24 protein-coding genes are annotated in these 25530 nt (G+C 35.7%); 6 read left to right on the plus strand and 18 right to left on the minus strand.

The window, feature by feature from the left end; genetic code table 11:
- Positions 1–32 precede the first annotated feature (32 nt).
- Entirely contained in the window at positions 33–1169 is a 1137-nt protein-coding gene (gene bshA / locus ACFS6I_RS05335; protein ID WP_380918648.1) for an N-acetyl-alpha-D-glucosaminyl L-malate synthase BshA, read from the minus strand.
- 159 nt (positions 1170–1328) lie between these two features.
- Between bshA and ACFS6I_RS05340 the strand changes: the two genes are divergently transcribed.
- The 5 genes from ACFS6I_RS05340 (at position 1329) to ACFS6I_RS05360 (ending at position 5912) form a co-directional block, all read left to right on the plus strand.
- Positions 1329–2045, plus strand: a complete 717-nt coding sequence (locus ACFS6I_RS05340) for a DUF1003 domain-containing protein (RefSeq protein ID WP_031287875.1) — start codon at positions 1329–1331, stop codon at positions 2043–2045.
- On the plus strand, positions 2035–2439 hold the full coding sequence (arfB, locus tag ACFS6I_RS05345) for an alternative ribosome rescue aminoacyl-tRNA hydrolase ArfB (RefSeq protein WP_380918650.1): 405 nt from the start codon (positions 2035–2037) through the stop codon (positions 2437–2439). Before ACFS6I_RS05340 ends, arfB begins: the two co-directional genes overlap by 11 nt.
- Positions 2440–2763: 324 nt before the next feature.
- Complete coding sequence (locus tag ACFS6I_RS05350) at positions 2764–3138, plus strand: BlaI/MecI/CopY family transcriptional regulator (RefSeq protein WP_021189331.1); 375 nt, start codon at positions 2764–2766, stop codon at positions 3136–3138.
- Positions 3139–3231: 93 nt separating this feature from the next.
- Positions 3232–4986 carry an energy transducer TonB gene (locus ACFS6I_RS05355; RefSeq protein WP_380918652.1) on the plus strand — a complete coding sequence of 585 codons (1755 nt, stop codon included), beginning with the start codon at positions 3232–3234 and terminating at the stop codon, positions 4984–4986.
- 44 nt (positions 4987–5030) lie between these two features.
- Positions 5031–5912: a hypothetical protein gene (locus ACFS6I_RS05360; RefSeq protein WP_380918654.1), complete on the plus strand. Its 882-nt coding sequence runs from the start codon at positions 5031–5033 to the stop codon at positions 5910–5912.
- A gap of 34 nt (positions 5913–5946) precedes the next feature.
- Here ACFS6I_RS05360 and ACFS6I_RS05365 read toward each other — a convergent pair whose 3' ends face one another.
- From ACFS6I_RS05365 to ACFS6I_RS05425, 13 genes are all read right to left on the minus strand, one after another.
- Positions 5947–6237, minus strand: coding sequence for a chaperone modulator CbpM (locus ACFS6I_RS05365; protein ID WP_380918656.1), 291 nt, complete (start codon positions 6235–6237; stop codon positions 5947–5949).
- A gap of 4 nt (positions 6238–6241) precedes the next feature.
- The gene (locus ACFS6I_RS05370) at positions 6242–7138 is read right to left on the minus strand and encodes a DnaJ C-terminal domain-containing protein (protein ID WP_380918658.1); all 897 of its coding nucleotides are present in this window, start codon (positions 7136–7138) and stop codon (positions 6242–6244) included.
- A gap of 45 nt (positions 7139–7183) precedes the next feature.
- Positions 7184–9871: a carboxypeptidase regulatory-like domain-containing protein gene (locus tag ACFS6I_RS05375; protein ID WP_380918660.1), complete on the minus strand. Its 2688-nt coding sequence runs from the start codon at positions 9869–9871 to the stop codon at positions 7184–7186.
- A gap of 255 nt (positions 9872–10126) precedes the next feature.
- The gene (locus ACFS6I_RS05380; protein ID WP_380918662.1) at positions 10127–11701 is read right to left on the minus strand and encodes a M28 family peptidase; all 1575 of its coding nucleotides are present in this window, start codon (positions 11699–11701) and stop codon (positions 10127–10129) included.
- An 87-nt stretch (positions 11702–11788) separates the two neighbouring features.
- On the minus strand, positions 11789–12235 hold the full coding sequence (gene rpiB / locus ACFS6I_RS05385) for a ribose 5-phosphate isomerase B (RefSeq protein WP_380918664.1): 447 nt from the start codon (positions 12233–12235) through the stop codon (positions 11789–11791).
- Positions 12235–13104, minus strand: a complete 870-nt coding sequence (gene tatC / locus ACFS6I_RS05390) for a twin-arginine translocase subunit TatC (protein ID WP_380918666.1) — start codon at positions 13102–13104, stop codon at positions 12235–12237. Before tatC ends, rpiB begins: the two co-directional genes overlap by 1 nt.
- Positions 13105–13179: 75 nt before the next feature.
- The gene (accC, locus tag ACFS6I_RS05395) at positions 13180–14529 is read right to left on the minus strand and encodes an acetyl-CoA carboxylase biotin carboxylase subunit (RefSeq protein ID WP_031289467.1); all 1350 of its coding nucleotides are present in this window, start codon (positions 14527–14529) and stop codon (positions 13180–13182) included.
- A gap of 82 nt (positions 14530–14611) precedes the next feature.
- Positions 14612–15085: an acetyl-CoA carboxylase biotin carboxyl carrier protein gene (gene accB, locus ACFS6I_RS05400; protein ID WP_346581430.1), complete on the minus strand. Its 474-nt coding sequence runs from the start codon at positions 15083–15085 to the stop codon at positions 14612–14614.
- A gap of 80 nt (positions 15086–15165) precedes the next feature.
- Positions 15166–16155, minus strand: a complete 990-nt coding sequence (locus ACFS6I_RS05405; RefSeq protein WP_021192037.1) for a beta-ketoacyl-ACP synthase III — start codon at positions 16153–16155, stop codon at positions 15166–15168.
- Between the two features lie 5 nt (positions 16156–16160).
- Positions 16161–17099, minus strand: coding sequence for a phosphate acyltransferase PlsX (gene plsX / locus ACFS6I_RS05410; RefSeq protein ID WP_380918669.1), 939 nt, complete (start codon positions 17097–17099; stop codon positions 16161–16163).
- Between the two features lie 106 nt (positions 17100–17205).
- Positions 17206–17397 (minus strand): 50S ribosomal protein L32, encoded by a 192-nt coding sequence (rpmF, locus tag ACFS6I_RS05415; protein WP_021192035.1) that lies wholly within the window; start codon positions 17395–17397, stop codon positions 17206–17208.
- Between the two features lie 14 nt (positions 17398–17411).
- The gene (locus tag ACFS6I_RS05420; protein WP_132843715.1) at positions 17412–17948 is read right to left on the minus strand and encodes a YceD family protein; all 537 of its coding nucleotides are present in this window, start codon (positions 17946–17948) and stop codon (positions 17412–17414) included.
- 108 nt (positions 17949–18056) lie between these two features.
- Complete coding sequence (locus ACFS6I_RS05425) at positions 18057–18707, minus strand: epoxyqueuosine reductase QueH (protein ID WP_021192033.1); 651 nt, start codon at positions 18705–18707, stop codon at positions 18057–18059.
- A gap of 155 nt (positions 18708–18862) precedes the next feature.
- Between ACFS6I_RS05425 and ACFS6I_RS05430 the strand changes: the two genes are divergently transcribed.
- Entirely contained in the window at positions 18863–19990 is a 1128-nt protein-coding gene (locus tag ACFS6I_RS05430) for a hypothetical protein (RefSeq protein ID WP_380918672.1), read from the plus strand.
- Positions 19991–19998: 8 nt separating this feature from the next.
- Here the strand turns inward: ACFS6I_RS05430 and ACFS6I_RS05435 are convergent, their stop codons facing one another.
- The 4 genes from ACFS6I_RS05435 to ACFS6I_RS05450 all read right to left on the minus strand — a co-directional run bounded on the left by ACFS6I_RS05435 (position 19999) and on the right by ACFS6I_RS05450 (position 25401).
- On the minus strand, positions 19999–20847 hold the full coding sequence (locus tag ACFS6I_RS05435) for a transglutaminase-like domain-containing protein (protein WP_380918674.1): 849 nt from the start codon (positions 20845–20847) through the stop codon (positions 19999–20001).
- Positions 20848–20925: 78 nt separating this feature from the next.
- Positions 20926–21585 carry an ABC transporter ATP-binding protein gene (locus ACFS6I_RS05440; RefSeq protein ID WP_132773453.1) on the minus strand — a complete coding sequence of 220 codons (660 nt, stop codon included), beginning with the start codon at positions 21583–21585 and terminating at the stop codon, positions 20926–20928.
- 88 nt (positions 21586–21673) lie between these two features.
- Positions 21674–24076 (minus strand): ABC transporter permease, encoded by a 2403-nt coding sequence (locus tag ACFS6I_RS05445; protein WP_380918676.1) that lies wholly within the window; start codon positions 24074–24076, stop codon positions 21674–21676.
- Between the two features lie 416 nt (positions 24077–24492).
- Positions 24493–25401, minus strand: a complete 909-nt coding sequence (locus ACFS6I_RS05450; protein WP_380918678.1) for a DUF4097 family beta strand repeat-containing protein — start codon at positions 25399–25401, stop codon at positions 24493–24495.
- Between the last annotated feature and the right edge of the window lie 129 nt (positions 25402–25530).

Consider the following 25530-nt stretch of genomic DNA (forward strand, 5'->3'; position numbering starts at 1 on the left):
TTTTCATCCGATAAGGACGAATGTCATATTTATTAGGAATTTTTAACTTTTTCTATCACCTGTCTATAATATTCCTCGTATTGTGGCATAATATTACTAAGTTGGAATGTTTTAGCGCGCTCTAATGCGGCATCTTTAAACTTTTCTAAGCGATCATTATCCTCTAAAATATAGATCGCATTTTTCGCCATTTCTTCAACATCACCAATATCACTTAAGAATCCCGTTTCTCCATTAACATTCAGTTCCGGTAAACCTCCCGTATTGGTTGAAATAACAGGAACTTTACAGGCCATTGCTTCCAAAGCGGCTAGACCAAAACTTTCAGAACTCGATGGCATCAAGAAAAGATCGGATACGGATAGAATTTCTTCAACAGCATCTTGTTTACCCAGAAAGCGAACATCTTGACATACACCAAGATCACGACACAATTCTTCAGCATTCGTCCGTTCTGGTCCATCACCAACCATTAATAGTTTACTGGGGATATGTTCATTTACTTTTTGAAATATGCGAATCACATCTCCCGTATTTTTAACTTTTCGAAAGTTGGAGGTATGAATCAAAATGCGTTCATTTCCAGGAGCAATAGCTCGTTTAAAATGAGAACGGTCTTTTATACTAAAGCGTTCCAGATCAATGAAATTAGGAATAACTTGGATGTCTCGCTTAATATCGAAATAAGTAAGCGTTTGATCCTTTAAACTCTGTGATACGGTAGTCACACCATCAGACTGATTAATTGAAAAAGTAACGACAGGGCTAAAGCTTTTATCTTTACCAACTAAAGTAATATCGGTCCCATGTAATGTCGTTACAACAGGAATATTGATGCCGTAAGTTAATAAGATTTGTTTAGCCATAAAAGCAGCTGAAGCATGTGGAATGGCATAGTGAACGTGGATGACGTCTAGTTTTTCAAAACGAACAACATCAACAAGTTTACTTGCTAAGGCAGATTCGTATGGCAAGAAATCAAAAAGAGGATATTGTGAAACAGCAACTTCGTGATAAAACAGATTTTCCGAAAAAAAATCCAAGCGGGCAGGTTGCCGGTAAGTGATGAAATGAACCTGATGTCCATGCGTAGCTAAAGCCTTTCCAAGTTCTGTTGCTACGACGCCACTACCGCCGAATGTTGGATAACATACAATCCCTATTTTCATAATGCTTATTTATTTACTGCAAATTAAAGATTAATTTGTAAAACAGCCAATCACACGAATGCAATAATTTGTGAAGGATTATTTTCAGGTATTATGAATCGGTATTGCTGGTTTATTGGTGGAAATAAATTATCTTGTTATATATTAACTAAACTTATTATGAAGACTTTTGTAAGCAGTATATCTGGAAAGACATTTCCCATTACCAGTAAAGTGTTGGGATCTACATTAAGAACTTCTATTTTTGATCTTGTTAAGGAGGATTTTCCAGAATTTTCAAAAGAATCTCTCATTGCCTCTAGCGAACTGGATGGATATAAAGAAAAGTATATCTCAACAATCTTGAAAAATGAGTTGGGAGAGCTTACACGTTTAGATCAGCTGGTGATTGAGAGTATGAATAATAATCAGATGATTAGCGCATCTATTGACCAAGAGGAAGTTGCAGATTCTTTTGGGGAACGTATTGCAGATAGAGTTGCTGGCTTTGGAGGGAGCTGGACATTCATTTTATCCTTTTTAGGATTTTTAGTTTGTTGGATTGTGTTAAATATGTATTGGTTGAGTAACAAAGGATTTGACCCATATCCATTTATATTGCTCAATTTATTGTTATCCTGTATTGCGGCTTTACAGGCTCCCGTTATTATGATGAGTCAAAACAGACAAGAGGATAAAGACCGTAAAAGAGCGCAGAATGATTATATGGTCAATCTTAAAGCAGAATTGGAAATACGTACTTTACATGAAAAGATAGATCATTTATTGATTCATAAAGAACAGGAGCTTATCGAGATGCAGCAGTTCCAGTTAGATATCATAAAAGATCTAATCAATAAAATAGATAAGTTGGAAAGAAGTAACAATGGTAAATAAAGAATTATTATTAAGAGAATTAACCTTTAAATTTGCACGTTCGGGTGGAGCAGGGGGACAAAATGTCAATAAAGTTTCAACTAAGGTTCTGTTACAATGGCCAGTTTTGGCCAGTACATGCGTTGATGAGGATATGAAGAGTCTCATTATGGAAACATTAAGTAACCGTATCAATAAAGATGGTATCTTTCAATTAGAATGTGATACAGATCGTTCTCAATTGAAAAACAAAGAAATTGCAATCGAACGATTTTTACATATTATCAAAATGACATTGACACCCGTAAAAGCACGGAAAAAAACAAAAATACCTTATCGGAAAGTTTTAGATAGGCTAGACAGAAAGGCGAAACAATCAGAAAAGAAAAGTAACCGACGTTGGAGTGCTGAATAGTGGCTATTAAAAAATCATTCAAGCTTAAAACTCAAATTTAAAATATAGCCACTTAGGCCTATGCTATTTTATTCCTGTAAATATTGAAGGTAATTCTCCAGTATTTATAGGAATTTAATGAACCTAAATTGGAGTTATCTCAAATGACTCTATTTAGCAATAGTCTCTTAGAATATGACAATGTAACTTTGTTGTTAATTTTAATCCTTTTTATATCAGTGTTTTATGATGTAAACTAAAAAATTAGTTTGATAACTAGGTTTTTAGTTTTATACTTGTTATATAATCGATTATCGGCAGACGTGCCATTTAAGAAATAGAGTTATGAACGAAATTAAAGAACTTACAAAAGCTGAAGAGCAAATCATGCATGAGCTTTGGGAAATGGATGGAGCATTTGTTAAAGAAGTGATAGATCGTTTACCAGAACCCAAACCAGCTTACAATACAGTCTCGACCATAGTGCGGATTTTAGAAACCAAGGGTTTCTTAGTGCACGAATCTTATGGGAAAAGTCATCGTTATATCCCTAAGATTACGAAAGAAGAATATAAGAAACTGATTACAGGGAAACTTTTAAATAATTATTTTGATAATTCAGCGAGCAGCATGTTATCTTATTTTCTTGAAGAAAATAAACTTGATCTCGGCGAAGTCAACGAATTATTAGAGATGATTGCCAAACAAAAGAAAATTTAACGACTTCAATCACTTAACACCTGAATTATGATAGCTTATCTGATTTTAGCAAACACAAGCCTTGTCATATGCTATTTACTTTATCATTTAGTCTTGAGAAAACTCACATTTTTCCAGGGGAATCGGATCTATTTATTGGTTGCTGTACTATTGTCTTTTACATTACCAGCAATACAATTTGTAGATCTATCAGAAATGGATTATAAGACTAAGTTAATTCCTGCTATTTCGCTGGAATTAACAGAATTTAGTATACCTGAAATTGAAATTGTGGGTAGACAGCAATTTTGGCAACTGCATTCGAATGTTGAACTCGTTTATTGGATCTCAATCATCGTTGCTACTTCGTTTTTACTAATTCGATTGTATAAGCTATACCGTAGGTTTCATAAAGCTGATGGTAGCGACTCATTTTCTTTTTTGAATTTTGTTTATATCGGTGAGGAAGTGAAAGAAAATGAAATCATCCACCGTCATGAATTAGTTCATGTACAGCAAGGGCATTCTTATGATATTCTTTTTTTAGAGATTGTTCGAGTTTTTAATTGGTTTAACCCTGTATTCTTTTTTTATATCAGAGAATTGAAATTTCAGCATGAATGTATTGCTGATCAACTTTGTGCTGCAAAAGATAAAGCATCTTATGCAGAATTATTAATTGCAAATGCGCTCCGGGTATCGACTGATGTGTTATCACATGGCTTTGCCAGAGAGTCCATTTTAAAAAAGAGGATTATGATGTTATTTCAAAATAAATCAAAGAAATCAAATCAGTGGAAATATATGTTGATTATTCCAATTTCTGGTTTAGTAGGTTTGGTAGGACTCGTATTAAACAATACCGTTGACGCAAAAACAGAACTGATTGATAAAGTGATCGATGTGAAACTACCGGTGGTATCTGAGGCTGTTACAAAACTGATGGAGATTGAGGAACAAGGACCACAGCAGGAAAAGATTTTTAGTAATCCGGAAGTGCTGGCAGTTCCTTCGGGTGGTATGAGAGCTTACATGAGCTATATTCGTCAAAATTTCAAATATTCAGATGAGATGTTGGATAAAGGCATCAATGGTACTGTTGAAATTGATTTTGTAGTCGAGAAGGATGGTCGTATTACAAATGTTAAAACGAAGAATGATATTGGATTTGGTGCTGGGACGATGATTCAGAATCTCGTGAAAAATGGAAAAAAATGGAAACCTGCGATTCAAAATGGTAAAGCAGTTCGGTCTTCCTACACACTTCCTGTGAAATTGGCCGCAGGTAGATTTGGCTCGGAAAATTCGAAAAGTAATAATGTAAATAATTCAGATAGATCTAAAGACGCTACCGTCCATTTTCCAGAGCCTAAAAAATCAAATAAGCAAGCTGCTAGTAAAAGACAGTCTACAAAATCTTCGGAGGACGTCGTTCGTTTCCCACCACCGAAAGTAACAAAAGATGAAGTGCCAAAGAAGAAACCTGTTAAATCGTCTCCTGATGAAGTTCGTTTTCCGGAACCCAAGAAATCAGAGGAAAATTCGGTAATATTTTCAGCTGTTGAAGTTAAACCAGCGCCACCAAGGGGGATGCGTGATTTTATGAATTATGTTGGAGAAAATTACAATTTTCCAAAGGAGGCCTTAGAAAATAATATTAACGGTGTTGTAGAAGTATCATTCATCGTTGAAAAAGATGGTAGCCTATCTAACTTTGATATAAAACGAGATTTAAAGTACGGAACTGGACAAGAAGCTGTGAAAGTTTTGAAGAATTATCCTGAAAAATGGAAACCTGCGATACAAAATGGACAGCATGTAAGGGTTGCTTACACCATGCCTTTCCGATTAAATACAGCTGCCCAATAATTAAAATAACGTTTTATGCAATGGCGCCTTTTTTAAATAATGTTATGAAAGCTTTTTATATTTTATTTGGACTATTCTTATTAACGTCTTGTCGATCAGCTTATCAATTCACTCCAAAAGGTTTTATTGTTGATGGGGATGAGTATTTTGTTAATGTCGAACGAAATCTGTCTGTATATGTAGGTGAAAATTTCTCAAATTATGATGAAAAGACGAAAACAGGACTGCAAACTGTTCATCTTTCACATGACGATCAGAAGATTATAAAGAAATTAGGTTATGATGCAACGAAGTATACGGTGTTGTTCAATGGGAAAAGTCTTGGAGATACGACATTTAGATTGATCAGCTTAATCAATAACAAATCGGATGAGCGGTTTAAAAATACAAAAGAATTGTTGTCAAGAGATGGATTCGAAATTAAAAAGACAGCAGAAGGGAAATACTATTATCGAACTACGACCTTAAACAAACAAGTTATTTATCATGCTATGGTTCCCTTTAAGCAGCAATTGGGAAGAGAAGAGTATGTCAGTTTGATTTACATTATCCCCGAAAAGTACTTTAAGAATTTTGATCATATTGAAGATCTGGCGATATCAAATGCGTCTATGTATAGGCAGCATTATATTTTTACGCCAAGCCGTACCGAAATTTTATGTCCTGATGATAGCAGTAGGGGTCATTTTGATTACCGTATCCCTGATCAATATGTACAAAAAGAAAATTACACATTAATGAAGGGCTTTTCTGCGGATAGAATTGAAGGAAAAAAACAGTTGATTATTTACCGGCTTGTTCAACCAGGACAATCATATGGTTCGTTTGTTGTTTGCAAAGGTAATTATCAAATTGAATTAACAGATTTACGGCACAATGTGATTTGGAAAGATACAATAACAGTTGATAAAGACTTAGATAATTAATACCATATTGTAAAAATCAGCTTAAAGCTTTGAATTATGATTCCAAAGCTTTAAGCTGATTTTTTATGCGCTGCAATTCACTTTGTAATGCTTCCACTTTCTGAATGAGATGATGTGCCACCTCAATACCCGCAGGATTTACATCTAGCTCATAGTACCAGTCCGAAAATCTTTCCAGATCCCGAAGCTGTTCCTCTTCAATATATTTTTCTTCCTGTTGGATGATAATATGGAGAAGACCATACTCATTTAAAGTTTCTATAAAAGTAATCTCCGCTTTCCTTGAATAGCAGTAATCAGATAGTTTAATTAGGGACCTTTCCATAGGATTATTTCTTTAAATCAGCCAGCTGTTTGAATAGTTCTTTTTCTTTGTCGGTTAAATTGGTTGGTATCATCACGTTCATACTGACATACAGATCTCCAAACTCACCATCTTTTTTATAGACAGGAAAACCTTTCCCTTTTAACCTGACTTTGGCATTGTTTTGTGTTTCAGGTTGAATTTTAAGCTTTATTTTACCGCCATAGGTATCAATAATGGCTTCACCACCTAAAATAGCGGTATACAGATCAATATCTAACGTTGTATAGAGGTCATTACCCTGACGTTTAAACTTTGGATCAGGGATGATATGGAAGGTGATATAAAGATCTCCTTTTGGACCTCCGTTTACACCTTCACTACCAAGACCTTTAAGTTTAATTTTCTGACCATCTTCTACACCCGCTTGTATGTTGATTCGGATGTTCTTACCATTAATTGTAAAAGTTTGTGCGTGAGTCGTGTAAGCCTGTTGTTGAGTTAACTCCAATTCAGCATTGAAATCTTGTCCACGAAAGTTATTTCTTCTACCGCCACCGGAGCGGTTACCAAACATCTGTTCGAAAAAATCTGAAAATTGTCCATCATCAAAATTTCCTGTATAGCCCTGCGAACCTCCAAAAGGATTTTCATTCGACTGTCGGTATTGCTGTTGAGACCGCTCATATTCCTCTCCTCGTTGCCAGTTTTCACCATATTGATCATATTTCTTACGTTTTTCCGGATCGGATAATACCTCATTGGCTTCGTTGATCTCTTGAAACTTCTGTTTTGCGGCCTCATCATTAGGATTGAGATCGGGATGATATTTGCGGGCTAATTTTCGATAAGCTTTTTTTACATCATCAACAGATGCCGTTTTGCTTATGCCAAGTACTTTATAGTAATCTTCAAATGCCATATTATTTTAGTTGCTATAGGTTCAACAATTGTGAAGCCTGTTTGTTTAATTTTTCAGTTTTGTTACTTTAAATTTATAAATATATCCTAACAAAAAGTACTGTCTCAAAGTAACCGTGTTTTGAAAATAGGTTGTATTCCCACTGGTACCCCAGTAGTTCTGTCTGTTTTGATTTAAGATGTCAAAACCCGTTAATTTGATCTGGGAATTATTTTTCAACGTGTAATATATAGAAGAGTTCAGTATATGATAATTGTCTCTTCCACTTAGGCCACTTGCCCTATTCTCTAGTGAATAGGAGGTCTCTAAAGAAAAACCTTTTATAGGATTTACATTTAATCCTACGCCAACATTGTGTGTTCTATTAGCGGTAGCAATAAAATCAGGATTGTTTTTAACCGAATTCTGAGCCTTGTTCCAGCTGTAGGTATATTTAGGCGTTAGGCCGATTAAATTCTTCCAAGTAATAGAAAATTCCTGTGTTAGATTGATGCCGAGGTTTGTTAATTTGTTGTCCACATCATTGATCGAAGAATAATATTGGTAGGTATATAAGCTACTGTTTTGAGATATATAAAATACCCAATCGTTACCAGCTTTAAAATTATACCTACCATATAAATAGCCATTATAATTAGTCGTTGATCCTGCTTGAAATGCCTGTATGGTATAATGTCCATTTGTCACATCACGCCAACTTCTATGACCCTCACTTTTATCTTTATAGTTTACACCGGCACTAAATCCCAGTTGATATTTTTGTGTGTATCTATTGAATGAAAAGCGCGTACTTTGTTGCAGTTTATTCTCATAGAAAAAAGCTGACAGTCGCGTCATCAGAGGATTTAGTGTATCCCTAATACTTTGGATCTGATATGTTGCAGGTGATTCTAAATCTTTAGACCAAGAAAGATCAAAATCTTTATAACGAATATTGATATTAGGTAGCCAGTAACCATTCGAAGTTGTTTTTCGTTCATTGATTTTGAATAAATCAAATTGATTATCCTTAACTGCATATGCTGTACCAAAGTTTACCGCTAATTTTTTGAAAGGTTTCCAGTAAAATTTCATGGCAGTCACATATTCCTGTGATTTAAAACTATAGCTGTTTTCAAACTGCTCACCATGGATGGTCCCTGTATTATCCCTGTTGTAGAATAAACTTTGCGTTGGACTGCTACTAGAAGTATTATAAGAAATATAGAAGTCAAAATTTAGTTTTTCTATACTTGTATTATTATACCCAGCAAAAGTTTTGATACTGCTAGATCTCTCTCGATTCGTTCTGTTTTCCCATAGACTGGTTTTTGGGATCGGATTCTGGAATATCTCTGTTAATTGATTGCCAATCTCTTCTGATTTATCATTTCTAATATTGATGGTATTTTTTAGAGATACAAGATGTTTCTTACTTAATTGTTTTTCAATGTGGAAATTATGATCGTAATTAATATTATACCCATCTGATGTGTTATTGCTTTTGCTGTTATTTATTTTTTTGTCTTCGGTATAGGTATTCATCCAGCTATCAGTTTTACCATCATTATTGGTGATGGAAAGCTTAGGTGTAAACTCGACGTATGCTGTTGTATCCATTCGGTGTCTGAAAAGCGTATTGATATTGTGCGCAAGCGACTTCCGGTAGCTATTATATTCATTTTCGCCGAATTGCTTAACATTATCATACAGCGAGGTTTGACTTCCTTGGTTTTGGCCTTCTTCATTTTTGTACTTTAACATGTACATGAGGTTTAGTTTTGTTTTCTTTCCCCAATCATTATTGAGGTTAAAGCCACCGGCAATATCATTTGCTTTGCCATTATAATTTCGGCCACCAAAGTCATTAAAACCATAATTTTCAGCTCTTCCTAATCCACCGTGTTGATTAAGTTCATTGTAATCAAAACTTTCTCGATTGATATTATTTCCAAATCCGATGAAACTCAATTGCAAAGTATCCTGAAAAGTATTGAACAGACCACCAGCTTCATAGCGGTCCCGAGTTCCGACACTGCCATATAATTTACCAAAACTAGCTTTCAGAAAATCTTTTTTGAATTTCAGATTGATGGTAATAGGTAATTTTTCTTCATCCTCCACTGTTTTTTTTGATTCTCCTTTATCTCGGTATACCTGTACCGTTTTAATTAAGGAAGCATCCAGATTGCGGGTAGCAATTCGTAGATCGCTGGCAAAAAAATCTTTACCATTTACTTTTACCTGAGAAACTTCTTTACCTTCATAGTAAATAGTACCATCCATATTAATTTGTAGACCAGGTAACTGTTTTAAAAGTTCTTCAGCATTGGCGTTCGGTCTAGTCTTAAAAAAATCAGTGTTATATTCTAATGTATCTTTATTCATGCGCACAGGTGGTGCAACGGAAATGACGACCTCATCCAATAGTTTTCCCCCCAGTTTAATCGAATCTAATTGCTTTTTTTCATCAGGATTTAAAAGAATGTCCTGATGATAGTTGCTGCTATTGACGTGCGAGATATATAAGATTAGATTTTTATTTGCTGGCAGTTTAACGAGGTTGAATTCTCCTTTATCATTTGTCAGAGAATAGGAGAGTACCGAAGAATCCTGTTGCAAAAGAATGGAAACTGTTGCTTTTTCAAGCGGTTTATTTGTATGATCAATAACAGTCCCTTTCAAACTGGAGGAGTTTTGGGAATAGGCAAAATTAACGCATAAAAATAGCAAGCTTAATACATATAGCTTCATAATTAACTTTTTAGGAATGGTTGGTTTATTGCTCGCAAAGATAATTACTTTTTTAGATATCGATTTTTAATTAACTTATTTTTAACACATTCACTTTGTTTTATGCTGAATGAAATTGTTTATCCGATTTTAATCAGTTGGATCGGTTATCAAAATAGGAAGCAGTTTTACTCGTTTAATAGGTGCAATAAGCACATAAAAAAAGTGGTTTCCTTATTCAGGAGAACCACTTTAAAAATCTTACGTAACTAATTTTTAATCCTTCTTGCTATCTACAGCAGGTTTTGTAGTACTATTGGCAACATCCCAAGCCGTTTGAAAAATAAATTTTTCTCTTTTGACCATAATCGGGAAATCTATTTTATCAACAGTATCTTCAGGCGTGTGATAATGCGGATGTAAACCTGAGAAGTAAAAAATTGAAGGAATACCTTTACTGGCAAAATTATAATGATCAGATCGGTAATAAAGACGCATCGGATCTTTTGGATTATCGTACATAAAGTCTAATTCCAGTTTGCTGGATTTATCATTTGCATCCTTATTGATTCTTGCTAATTCAGAGCTTAATTTATCTGCTCCAATGGAATGAATATAGTTGTGATTTCCATTTAAATGCTTATCGTCAATGCGGCCTATCATATCAATATTGATACAAGTAACGGTATTTTCAAGGGGGAAGACCGGGTTTTCGGTATAATACTTAGAGCCCAATAAACCCTTTTCTTCTGCAGCATATGTGATAAACAAGATACTTCTCCGAGGACCTTTGCCTTCAGCTTTAGCCTGACTAAATGCTTTCGCTAACTCAAGAACAGCAGTAGTTCCTGAAGCATTATCATCAGCTCCAGGAAAGATAGTGCCATTTGAACTTTTGCCGTCGTGATCATAATGGCCACCTATAACAATTATTTCATCTTTCAGATCAGACCCTTCAAGCAAGCCCAGTACATTAGGATCCGTAAATTGTTCAGTCACCATACCCAATTGTGCATTAAAACTTGTATTGATAACAAAAGATTGAGGCTTTTGACTCTGATTGATTTTAGATGTAATATTCGCTAGACTTGTTTTTCCCTGATTCAGGATATAGTTAGCAACATGATCGGTGATATTGACAACAATAGGCATTGGATTAGTTTCAGGAGCTGTTTGATCCTGAGCTAAATTAAAGCGTCCTTCGGTTGCACGATCTCCTGCACTTTCCAGCCATGTAGCGAGATCCTCAGTGTATGCGAGAATAAGTTTAGGCTTATGTTTTAGCACCTCTCTAATCTTTTTATTGCGCACGGTGGACCATTCCGATAATTTTGTCGTTCCAGTGATCACAGATTTCCCTTTTGCATCAACAGGTTCTTTGTTATTGATCAGCATCACAATTTTATCTTGCAAATCGATCCCTTTGATATCAGAATATTTGGGGTCGTCAATACCGTAACCGATAAAAATAATCTCTTTATCGTCGATTGATTTCAACTCATTATTACCTAATGCCAGTAGATCTTGTCCATTGACAAAAGGACGGCCTCCGATTTTAAAGCTCTTAACCTGATAACTGTTTTTTAGTAAACTTACCGGTTGAAAATATTTACCTGCCACAGGTGGTGTTAATCCTAATTTTTTAAATTCATTTGCAATGTATTCAGTAGCCAAACGACCACCTTTTTGACCTGTGCCACGTCCCTCAAGATCTGAAGATGCTAGGATAGTAAGATGCTTTCTGGAAGACTCTTCAGTAATCAGATCAGCATATTTTGCAGCTGGATTTTGTGCAACTGCACAGCTGTAAATGGACGAAATAAGACAAATTAAACTGAATATTTTTTTCATTGTTTTTTCATTTAGAACAAATAGAACAAAAAAAACGGAGAAAAAGTATATATATACCTTTTCTCCGTCTATTAAATTATGTTAAAATTAACAACCACAGGCAATTTTACCAACACGTGTAGCATGTCTACCACCTTCAAAATCTGTCGTTACAAATGTTTTAACGATTGATTTTGCAAGTTCAAGATCAATAAATCTTGCTGGAATACACACAATGTTAGCATCGTTATGTTGACGTGCCAATGCAGCAATTTCTTCTAACCATGCTATTGAAGCGCGGATCCCTTGATGTTTGTTTGCTGTAATTGCAACACCATTTGCGCTACCGCATATCAATACACCTAATGCTGCTTTTTCTTCTTCCACTTCACTTGCAACCGGATGAGCATAATCTGGATAATCAACAGAATCCGTATTATATGGTCCGAAATCTTTTACTTCGTAACCTAATTCTTTTAATAAAGCTACGATAGCTGTTTTGTATTCAAAACCTGCATGGTCACTTCCTATTGCAATTGTCTTTACAGTACTCATTATATATTGTTTTTTTCTTGTGCTAATTTTTGTTTTTTAACTTTCGCCGATACTAAGATACTAATTTCGTATAAAAGGAACATTGGGGTAGCTACGGTCAACATCGTGATGACATCCGCTGTAGGAGTAATAATTGCTGCCACAACAAGAATAATAACCGTTGCATATCTTCTGCTTGCACGCATAAACTCTGGAGTCATAATACCTAATTTTGATAAGATAAAGATCAGAATTGGTAATAAGAACACAATACCACAGCCTAACGATAATGTAGCGATCGTTGAAAGGTAAGAGTCAATGGTAATCTGATTCGTAATTTCGATACTTAATGAAATATTGGCTAAGAAGTTAACAGATAACGGTACGACTACATAATAACCAAATAATACTCCTAATACAAACAATAGGGTAGCATAAAAAACAAATCCTCGAGCAGATCTTCGTTCAATATCTGTTAAAGCTGGTTTGATAAAAAGCCAGATTTCAAATAAGATGTAAGGGAAACCCAATAGTAAAGACATGAGCAAACAAGAGTTGATTTGCAACATAAACTGTCCCGCTAGTTCAGTATTGATAATATTGAAAGGAATATGTTCGACACAGAATCCATCGATATTAAACTTGTTACCAACAACACACATCATTCTATATGTCCAGAAATTAAGACTTTTTGGCCCCATAATGATTTCGTTAAATACGAAATCATAGAAAGTGAATGATAAACCTGCGAAAATACAAATTGCAATCACCGAACGAACCAAATGCCATCTCAGTACTTCGAGATGATCAAAGAATGACATTTCTGCTTCTAAATTTTTTCCTTTATCTTTTATAGATTCGACTAGGCTTTTCCGTTCTGTAGTACTCATAAAAATTGTTTGTAAACAAAAATACCATTCTTATTGAAAAGAATGGTATTTTTTATCTATGTAAAGATAATTTTATTATACATTATCTTCTGAAAGGTCAAAAGTTTCCATAAACTTCGTAGTAAAGTTACCAGCTCTGAAGTTAGGATCGCGCATTAAACGTAAATGAAGAGGTATTGTTGTTTTAATACCTTCGATAACAAATTCACTTAAAGCTCTTTCCATTGTTGAGATAGCTTCTTCACGTGTTTGCGCAACACAGATTACTTTAGCAATCATCGAATCGTAATATGGAGGAATCGTGTAACCCGCATATACATGCGTATCGATACGTACACCGTGACCACCTGGTGAATGGAAATTAGTAATCTTTCCTGGTGATGGGCGGAAGTTATTAAATGGATCCTCAGCATTGATACGGCATTCGATCGCGTGCATGGTCGGCTCGTAGTTTTTACCTGAAATTGGGATACCAGCCGCAACTTTGATTTGTTCTTTGATTAAATCAAAATTAATGACTTCCTCTGTTACTGGATGCTCAACCTGAATACGTGTATTCATTTCCATGAAGTAGAAGTTACGGTTTTTATCAACTAAAAACTCTACTGTACCAGCACCTTCATAGTTAACAGCCTTAGCACCTTTGATAGCCGCTTCGCCCATTTTCTGACGTAATTCTGGTGTAATAAAAGGTGAAGGAGCTTCTTCCAATAACTTTTGGTGACGACGTTGAATAGAACAATCTCTTTCAGATAAGTGACATACGGTACCGTATTGATCACCAACTACCTGAATTTCGATATGTCTTGGTTCTTCTACATATTTCTCCAGATACATACCGTCGTTACCGAAGGCTGCAGCAGATTCCTGACGTGCAGAATCCCAAGCATGTTCAAATTCCTCTTCTTTCCAAATAATGCGCATACCTTTACCGCCACCACCAGCCGTAGCCTTAATGATAACCGGGTATCCGATTTCTTTAGCAAGTTTAACACCTTCTTGCAATGAGCTCAAAAGACCATCAGAACCAGGTACCGTAGGTACGCCAGCTTGTTTCATTGTATCTTTTGCTTGTGATTTATCGCCCATTTTTTCAATCTGCTCTGCAGTGGGACCAATAAATTTGATACCGTACTGTGCACATATTGAAGAAAATCTCGCATTTTCTGCTAAGAAACCATATCCAGGATGAATCGCATCTGCATTTGTTAATTCTGCAGCTGAGATAATATTTGGGATGTTTAAGTAAGAATCTTTACTGGCAGGAGGACCGATACAAACAGCTTCATCCGCAAAACGAACGTGTAAACTATCTTTATCAGCTGTTGAATAAACAGCTACACTTTTGATACCCATTTCGCGACATGTGCGGATGATACGTAAAGCGATTTCTCCTCTATTAGCTATTAATATTTTTTTAAACATTGTATTTTCTGTAAGTTTTGAGGTATGAGTGCACAGTACCTGTGCGCTCATGTTGATCGACAATAAAAATATTGACGATTGTTTATCTAGGATCTACCAAGAATAATGGTTGATCGAACTCAACTGGTTGAGCATCTTCTACCAAGATTTTAACAATTTTACCTGAAACTTCAGATTCAATTTCATTGAATAATTTCATAGCTTCAATGATACACAATACATTACCTGTACTGATTTCGTCACCAGCATTTACAAATGATGGTTTACCTGGTCCCGCAGAACGGTAAAAAGTTCCGATCATTGGAGATTTAATCGTGATAAAATTAGCTTCTTCAGAAACTACTGCAGGAGCTGCCGCTGCTGGAGCAACTGCAGTCGGTTGAGGAGCTGCTGCCACTGGTGCTGCTGCAACTGGAACCGAAGCGGTTACATATGTAGGCTCCTGATTTGTTTTTATCGTAATTTTGAAATCTTTTTCTTCGATTGCTACTTCATTCACACCTGATTTTGAAACGAATTTAATCAAGTCTTGAATTTGTTTAATGTCCATACCCATAGTTATGCAGGTTAAATATTTTAGTGTTAATTTTTAAAATTCTTAAAACAGCCTTCAAAGCTACAAAATAATATTTGTACTTAGTAAGCCCATTTTAAGTATACAGATCCCCAAGTAAATCCACCGCCAAAAGCTGCTAAAATCAAGTTATCACCTTTTTTCAGTTTACTTTCCCATTCCCATAAACATAAAGGAATCGTGGCACTTGTGGTGTTACCATATTTCTGAATATTAATCATTACTTTTTCTTCCGGTAGTCCAGCACGTTCTGCTGTTGCATCGATAATACGTTTATTTGCTTGATGCGGTACTAAATAAGCGATATCCGAAGCTTGAAGATTATTTTTCTCCATAATCTCGGCAGCTACATTAGCCATATTGGTAACAGCAAATTTAAATACCGTTTTTCCTTCTTGATAAGCATAGTGTAAACCAGCGTCCACAGTAGCATGAGATGCCGGATTTAGAGAACCGCCACCTTTGATATTTAAATATTGACCACCTGAACCATCCGTTTTCAAGATTGCATCTTGAATACCATTGCCATCAGTGTTAGGTTCGAGTAGCACTACACCACAACCATCTCCAAATAAAATACACGTATTACGATCTTGATAGTTGACTACTGAAGACATTTTATCGGCACCGACAACCAATACTTTTGTATGTTTACCCGATTCAATAAATTGGACACCAGTTGTCAAGCCAAAAAGAAAACCTGAACATGCCGCTTGTAAATCATATCCCCAAGCATTTGTAGCCCCAATTTTATCGGCTAAGATATTAGCTGTGGCAGGAAAAAGCATATCTGGAGTACTTGTACAGAAGATGATCAAATCAATATCTTTTGCAGTAATTCCTCTTTTTTCTAATAATTGTTGCACCGCAGGTACAGCAAGGTCTGAAGTAGCTTTACCTTCTCCTTTTAAGATTCTACGTTCTTTGATACCTGTACGAGATACAATCCACTCGTCATTGGTTTCAACCATAGTTTCCAGCTCTTTATTTGTGAGGATATAATCAGGTACATATCCACCAACTGCTGTAATCGCAGCATGAATTTTTGACATAAAATTTAATTAAAAGCAGATCTGATTTTGTCAATAAAATCTGACTGGATCATATCTCTAGATTGTAAAACCATATTTTTAATAGCCTGAGGAGTTGATATTCCATGGCCTATTATAACAGGAGCATTAACTCCTAAAACAGGACTACCTCCATATTGCTCGTAGTTGAATCGGTCGAAGAACTCATCTTTAAATCCTTTTTTCAATGTTACTACGTAAAATGATTCTGCTAGCTTTAAAACAACATTCCCTGTAAAACCATCACAAACATACACGTCGGCAATATCTGAAAACAGATCACGGCCTTCGGCATTTCCGATGAAATTAATGCGTTCGTTATTTTTTAAAAGGGGATAGGTGGTTGTGGTTAGGATATTTCCTTTTTCTTCTTCTTCACCGATATTTAATAAACCAACCTTCGGAGAAGAAATACCAAACATATGTTGCGAATACAAACTTCCCAAAATCGCAAATTGATTGAGCATTTCGGGTTTACAGTCTGCATTAGCTCCGACATCAAGGAGTAGTCCAAAACCGGATTTCAGTTTGGGTACAATTGTCGTTATAGCAGGTCTTAGTACGCCAGGTACCGTTTTTACACTAAAAATAGATCCGACAAGCATTGCTCCGGTGTTACCAGCAGAAGCAAAAGAATCAATTTCACCGTTTTTTAGTAATTCAAAGCCTTTGGCTATACTAGAGTTGGGTTTTTGTGTAATCGCTTTAGTAGGGTGTTCACCCATACTAATGTTTTCAGGTGCATGTATATATTCAAAGTCCGAAGAATTACCCCCAGCTTTTTCAATAAGCGATTTAGTCTCCTCCTCATCACCAAAAAGAACAAGTTTTTGATCTCCCGTCAAGAGTTGTTGAGCTTCTATCGCACCTAATATTGTTGCATTAGGGGCATAATCGCCACCTAAAATATCTAAACCAATCTTCATTCGTGATTATTTTTCAAGTCAATAATACGCAAAAAACATCCCAAATTAAAGTATAATCTGAAAATTATACTCGTTTTGGGATGTTTTATGTTTTGAAAGATCTAAGTTAGACAACAGCCGTATTTTCAATGATCAATTTACCGTTGTAGTACAAATTACCATCTACAGTGTATGCACGGTGTGGTAAATGAACTGCACCAGTTTCTTTACAAATGCTTAAGCTAGGTCTGTCTGCTTTATAATGTGTTCTTCTCTTGTCTCTTCTTGATTTAGAAGTCTTACGCTTTGGATGTGCCATCTCGTATTTCTGTTTTAGTTATTTTTAATATTTCTTAATGCGGCCCAACGTGGGTCAATGTTCTCTTCTTTTACTTGCTCTTCTTTCTGTTGCTCAGTTGATATATGCGCTAACATAATCGGATCACAGGTAATATCTTTTCCTTGATCACTACATTTAGCAAACAAAGGAACTGCCAAATTGATATATTCATATAGCAATTCAGTCAGGTCTAGCTCGTGATCGCTTTTGGATAAAACCAATACTTCTTCCGTATTATCAGTCCAGTCCTCAGCGGTGAATTTGACCAATATCCGCTCTTTTACTGTAATAGGCGATGGAAATTCGCTTAAACAAACATCGCAAGTCAATCCGATATCTCCAACAATAGTGAAATTTAAAATAAGCAAATTTTCTTGCTTCTGTAATTCAACATTTGCTGTTAGATGACCATCTTTAACAATGGAATGCTCAAAACAATCAAAGAACTTTTTATCGATCTCAAACTCAAAATTGTGCTTCCCTGCATTTAGCCCCGAAAACGGTATTTTGTATTGTATTAGATGTTTCACAATCTTGCATTTGAGCCTGCAAAGGTATGTATAAATAAGTTAGCATTGAAATTTTTTTTTAAAATATATTTCAATTTCGACTTCATTTATATGCCTTATAGCAAGCGGTTATTCATAATAATTTTTACCTAATTCTATTTTTTCCCGACCGTTTTCCATTCGCCAACGGTTGGTATCCCGTAAAGAGTAAGCGCATCCACAATATTCTTGCATGTAGAACTTTTCTTTTTTAGATATTTCTAACATGCGGATAGCACCACCTTTTTTTCTCCAGTTGAATGTCCAATAGTCCATTCCCTCAAAGCGGGAGGCAGCACGTACACCACAATCATTGATTTGATCCATGTTTTTCCACCTTGAGATTCCTAAAGAACTTGATATAACATCAAATCCATTCGCAGCAGCATATTCCGCTGTTTTCTCAAAGCGCATGTCAAAGCACATCGTACAACGAATACCCTTCTCAGGTTCGTTTTCCATTCCCTTTGCCAAGTCGAACCAATGATCTACATCATAGTCGGCATCAATAAAAGGAATATTATGTTTTTCTGCAAAACGTATATTCTCCTCTTTTCGTAAATCGTATTCTTTACGAGGATGAATGTTTGGATTGTAGAAATAGATTGTGAATTTGATATCCGAGCTGATCAAAGCCTCCATTACTTCACCGGCACAGGGTGCACAACACGAATGTAAAAGCAGATTTTTGCCTTCGTTAGGTAATGTTAACTTTTCTCTGATGAACTCCTTCTCTTCCATTGCTATTTTACTGATAAAAGTTTGGCAATTTTACTCAAAAAGTACTGAACTAGCAAATATTTGATAAACAGAATTTATTATACCCTCGCCAATCTCTCTTTTTTTATCTTTATATTGGATCATATTTGTAGATTTGTACCTATATCAGATTAAAAATGAAATCACTAACAACGTATATAACTTTACTTTTATTGGCTATTGTAACATGCTTGACTTCATGTGTACGAGAGGATGATGAGCCAGCATTGGCTAAGGTCGCAATCTCGAGGCTGTATGTTTCTTTTTCCGACTATCAATTGGATGAGGGGCAGACACCTTATAACAATATTGATATTATTGATCCTGCTGACTCATTGACTCATTTTGAACCTTCTTTATCTTATAATTCAAGTACAAAAGGTGGTGCAGCAATATTGTTTAACCCAATTGCAAAATATATTTTTCAAAGTAGTGCTAATGAGGGTGGTATTGTAAAAGATACAAGCATTCAGGTAATGACAGTAAATCCTGTAACAGGAGCTCCCGCATCTAATGGTTTAATTTCAAATGGATTGTTAACCCGTGTCAGAGGATTAGCCTACCATTATAATAAGGGTACAGAAAATTTATATGTAGCAGATCTTGGTGAAGGTACTAGACCTCCGAGTATCTATCTGTTTCAACGACCAGGAAGTTACAGAGGAAAAGCAAAAAGAAATCAACAGATATCCCTAGGGAAATTAGTCCCATGGACAATGGCTTTTAAAAACGCCGAAGATAATTCAGATTTATATGTCGCTGTCAATGGAGAAAAGAAAGGTCTTGCGATATTTAAGGATATCTTAAGAAAAAATCAGCCTGCAGATTCAGTTTTGAGTGAGACAGCATTTCCACCAAAAGCTGTTCTAACTATAGCAGACCAGGGAGAAATCAGAGGATTTAGTTATTCCGCCCGTCAGGACTTACTTGCTGTTGCTAGTTATACCTCTACAGGCGGTACTAATGTCGGAAGAATTTTATTATTTGAAGGAGCAGGAGCATTATTAGCCAGTTCAGGAGACCGTGCTATTCAAGCAACACGTATCATTACAGGTGCTTTAACAGGATTAAAAAGACCGCTGGATGTTGCGATTGACAATCGTGATGGAGCAAAATATTTGTATGTCGCCGATGCTGATACTAAGATCGTTTCTCGTTTTTTGATTACCGATAAAGATAATGTGGAACCCAACAAGAAAAAACAATATAGCTTAACACCTGTTGCACTATCTTTAGATGCAAGGGGGCCAAGTGAGATCGATTAAGATTAATATTATTCCTCTAAGAGTTTAAAGAGTATTTCGATTTCTTGTTTCTTACCAACACTTTCATTTTGTTCGTAAGCTGTAACAAGATTACGCAATACTCTTTTTAGTATCGTTACATTGTCACAGGGCAGCATAAATTCTTTTGAGAGCGGGAGATTCAGTTGTTTTAAGAACGAAATAACATCTGCTTTTTGCATCACTTGACCTTTATTAAACGCATTTAGATAGAACAATAAATGATCTGCATTCTGATCCTCATCTAGATAAGATAAAATAAAATGCTTTGGAAGATTAATGCCGAAGATCGGGATATCCAGTTTTTGAGCAACGATACTATAGATACATGAAAGGGTCAGGGGATTTCCCTTTTTTGTTTCTAGAACCCTACCGATAAAAGAATTCTGCGGATTATGATAATCATTTGTATTTCCGGAAAGACCAAATTTATCAAATAGAACATAATTCATCAGTGATACTTTTTCATAGGGTGTCATTTCATACCGAAGCTCCATCCATATATCGCGCTTTAGCTCTTCTAAGCTCATCCGTATGAGGTTATGATCATAAGAAGGGTATTGATAGCTATTGATGATGATAAGACCCTCTAAGAGGTTAAAAGAGTTGCTCATCTTCCAGATCAGAAGTTCACTTTTAATTTGATCAAACTGTATTGCATGGATAATTTTCTCCAAGCGTTCTTGTATGAAGGGATCAAAAGCAGACTCCCAATACTCCTCTAAAGAAGGTATGATCTCTGGTCCTAAACTCAATAATTTATTTTCGATTTCTTCAGAAATCAATTGATCCGGATCATCGAGTAAAGTAACCAAAGCATGTAATTCTTTTTCATCCATATACAAATTTAACAAAAATCCCCGCGATATGCCAAATGAAGCATATGCAGGGATATATCTAGGTATATGGTTATAGAGTTACTTTAATTGACCATCCAGCATGTGGACCGTTCTTTTTCCGTAAGTGGCGTTTTTGTCCGAGTGGGTCACCTGTATAATCGTGACACCTTCCGTATTGAGCTGTTGAAACAATTCCATGATTTCTTCTCCTTGTTTAGAATTCAGGTTTCCCGTTGGCTCATCAGCCAATAGCAGCGACGGAGAACCGGCTAAAGCTCTTGCAATCCCTACAATCTGCTGCTGACCACCAGATAGCTGTGAAGGAAACAGATCTTTTTTTCCTACAATGTTAAAACGGTCCAATAAATCACTGACAATGGACTTACGCTCCGACGAAGATTTATTCTTATAGATCAATGGTGTTTCAATATTTTCATACACAGTCATTTCATCAAGCAGATGATAAGATTGAAAGACATAACCCATGTGGGACTGAAAAAGCTGCGTTCTTTTTTTAGGTTTAAGTTCCAACACATTTTCACCCTGAAATAGGTATTCACCCTCATCGGGTTCATCAAGCATTCCAATGATGTTCAATAATGTTGACTTTCCAGATCCAGAGGGACCCATGATCGAAATAAAATCCCCCTCTTCAATATTTAGACTGACATCTTTTAGTACAAATGAACGTGTACTTCCAACATTATACCATTTAAATAAGTGTTTTAACTGTATCATTTTATCTATTTTTTTGTTGGTTATTTGAGCTGTATATAATAATCAAAGTTTCTAATATAGTTTATGCTGGATATCTTGCTATTTTTACTTATTCGTCTTTTAAGCTTTCCATTGGATTAGCTTTAGTTGCTTTTATAGACTGCAAGCTGATTGACAGGAGTGTAATACTGAGCACAATAAATATAGCAATCAAGAAATACCACCATTGGATTTGAATGCGATAAGCAAAATGGTTTAACCATTTATCAAATACCAGATAAGCCATTGGTACAGCCATGATACTGCCTAAGATACAAATTCTTAAAAAAGGTCTGTTTAACTGTAAAAAGATTATCTTAATAGAAGCACCTAAAACCTTACGGATACCAATTTCCTTCTTTCTTACCGATATATGATAAGCAGACATGCTTACTAACCCCAATGCAGCGATAATCACTGATAAGAGCGTGAAACTATTAAATGCAGTCTGTAGTTGTACTTGCTTTTGATTCAATAAGGCATATTGCTGATCCATAAAAGTATAGTCTAATGGAAGGGATTCAGAACTCGGATTTTTTTTCCATTCTTCTGTAACAGCAGCAATAGCTTCTTGTACCTTTCCAGGGGCTGTTTTAATCATTAAAGTGGTTTGATATCTTGCGGGGCCACATTCATCTTTAAAAGAGTATAATGCTGGTTGCGCCAAGCTTTCAAATCCATATGCTTTACTATCCTTGACAATAGCAATGACCTCAAAAGTAACGTCACAACCCGCTATCTTTGTCCCAAGAGGTTGTGCAATACCCAGTGATTTTGCTGCAGTTTCATTGATAACAGCATAGTGTGCACTTGTGTCTTTTACAATTTTATCAACAGCGATTGTACTGTTTCCTGTAACAGTCGATATTCCTAGTGTTTTGAAATACCCCGCATCAATACCGATATGGTCCAAGTCAAACTTCCGTTGAGAATATGAGAATTGTTTTTTGGGAGGAATTTCTCCTTCACCAGGGATATTCGTTGCTGAACTGACAGATTCAATGTTGGGGTTTAATTGTAATCTTACCTTAAGATTTTGGTAGGTACCGTCCAATTTCGCATCATAATATAAGCCTATGCCTTTAAAGTTTATGACCTGTGCTGGTTCAAAACCTTTGTCGGTTGTCTGTACAAAGTTAAGCTGTTGTCTTACGACAATCATACCGGTGATAAAAATAACAGCAATGATAATTTGAAAGGTCAGTAGCGCATTACGGAAAGTACTTTTTTTCGATCCGGAGGTTAATTCACCTTTTAATAAGTTCACCGATTTAAAACCTGAAAGAACTATTGCAGGATAGATACCCGATAATAAGGTTGTAAAGACAATAACAACTACTAGTTGTATGATACTGGTTTTTGTTAAAAGATATTCCTTGAGATCGTCGTTAAACCATTTTTGTAAAACATTTCCTGTTAATATTAATAATATCAGACTTAATAATGCAGCGATGGAAGTTACTAGAAGTACTTCAAGTAGTTGTTGACGAATGAGGGACCAGCGTGATCCGCCAAGAATTTTTTTAACGGCAAGTTCTTTGACACGTTGATTAGCCTGTGCCATGATCATATTGGCAAAGTTGGCCGATGCCAATACTAAAATTATAAGGGACAGGATACCGATGATCCATATGATTAGATAAGGTGTGGCACTAGCAGCTTTTGGTCTCAGGTGGAGATTTGCTAAAGGATCGAGGTAAATAGAACCATGAGTAAAACTTGAAGCGGCCATAATTTCACGCTTTGCAATTTCATCCTGATAAAGCTTGTCTATTTTTTTTGTGATCGAATGGATATCTGAACCTTCTTTTACCTGAATATAGGTATTAAATAGAAATGGATTTCCAGAATCCAACTCACTAGGAGTTTCTCTGATCATCAGCAAGTCATAATCAATTAATGACTTTTTTCGATCATCTAGAATACCGTATATGTTTTCAGTCAATCCCATGGATTTACTGAGGTAAGGCAAAGGTATCGGCTCATCAAATTTGAGATCACTTTCTTTAAAAAGTACTTTTGCCAAATTTTCTTTCATTAAAGTCGCTTCTACTTGCTCCTTAGTTTTGTAGAGCGGACCTGTTTTACTTTGGATTTGAAAGATTTTTGCGGCTCCAGAATCAATTAAAGCTGTATTTTTAACATACACTGTAGATTCTCCAAACATAGGATATCCGCCATAATTATAATTTACTTTTCTGCCTGCAAGCTCAATCTCAGGTATTCGTTCTTTAATAAGCGGAGCAAAGGAAGGTGGCAGTAGATCAGAATATCCGCCATTTGCTGTCAGTCCAACCTGATAGATCCGATCATAATTGGGGTTCCATTTATCATAGCTTGTTTCTCTATTGATGTATTGGTACGACAGGATAAAACCTGTAAATCCCAACATCAGTCCAAATACGTTCAACAATGAAAAAAACTTATTTTTCAATAGGCTTCGCCATGCAATTTTGATTTCGTTTAAGATCATATGTCGCCTATTTAGTTCTTTGTTAAAAATGAAATTTATGAAGTCAGTATAAAACCCGAAGATGCAATTGCGTTGCCATTTTCTTTTATTATTGATTATCAGAGTGTTGTTTTTGTGTTGAACCTGCGTTACTGTTCGATATCGAACAGTAACCGTTCAGTATTGGACAAGAAATCTTTATTATTTGTTAATAGCAGAAAAATTAAACAAATCGTGCATAGTCAGTTAGACAGTACTAATGCGTGATTAGGATAGAAATAGGGGAGGCGGGAAATTTCAATTTGTAGGGTGGACTTTAATAAGAGACGTCAGTAATTTTTCGCTTGCTTAGTTAGAAAAGCAAGCGAAAAATTCAACACTCTTATTAACATGTAATCTATTGACTTTTATATGTTAAAATTATGGTTTAGATTTAGTTAATAGAAATCTAACGATACAGAACCTGAAGAAGTACGGGCATCTATTTTTTTGCCACCTCCATTAATTGCACCCTGAGCTAAAGATCTGTTAGATTTGCCAGAAAAATTTTGAGCGGACGGAAGATTGACCCGTGAACCTTTTAGGTCGACGTTATATTTTCCTTCTGGTACTTTAATCTTCACGCTGCCACCAGATGTAGCTAATGTAATGTCATCCGACATCCGCTTCATATCCATAGTAATACTTCCGCCACTTGTATGTGCATCAACTAATCCTTCTACATTCTTACCATTAATTGATCCGCCACTTGTAGCAATACGGATATTTCCAGAACAATTATCCAGATTTATAGATCCTCCAGAAGTGTTGAGCTGTATATCGCCCTGACTGTTACTAGCAGTGATATTGCCACCTGAAGTCTTACCTGAAATATTTCCAGCTAACGATTTAATTTGTAAACTTCCACCCGACGTTCGGAATGTTTGCTTGCCATTTAGTGCACTCAGCTGTATACTGCCTCCTGAAGTGCTCAGATTGCTGTTGACAGACTCAGGAACTGTTACATAAAAAGCGACAGAAACCGAACTGTTACCATTGTTTCCTTTTTTGCGTTTAGCAGATGCGGTCAATTTTCCACTTTCTAACTGGATGACAACGTCATACTCTTCATGCAGTAATTTTTCTAAATCCGCTGATGAATTGAGTAAGTTTCCGTTGCGAGACACCCAGACTTCAACCGAACCAGGTTGATTATTAGATCCGGTTACTTTAATTGCCCCGGCCGATGTGCTGACTTCGAGATCTTTAATTTTGCTGTTCTGAAAAGTTTCTTTCCGTACCATTTTTTGACCGAAAGAAACCTGTACCAACAATAGTAATAATGTGGTTTGAATAAATCTTTTCATATTCGTGTTTTTATTAAGATATTAATTAGCGTACCTTATTAAGGTTCAATCACAATGTATTCACTAAAACATACAATCATTTTGCCATTCTCCTTATCGATTAGTAGTCAGTGATTTGTTATTTTTATT

Origin of the sequence: Sphingobacterium anhuiense, assembly GCF_042686355.1 — a bacterium.
GTDB lineage: Bacteria > Bacteroidota > Bacteroidia > Sphingobacteriales > Sphingobacteriaceae > Sphingobacterium > Sphingobacterium anhuiense.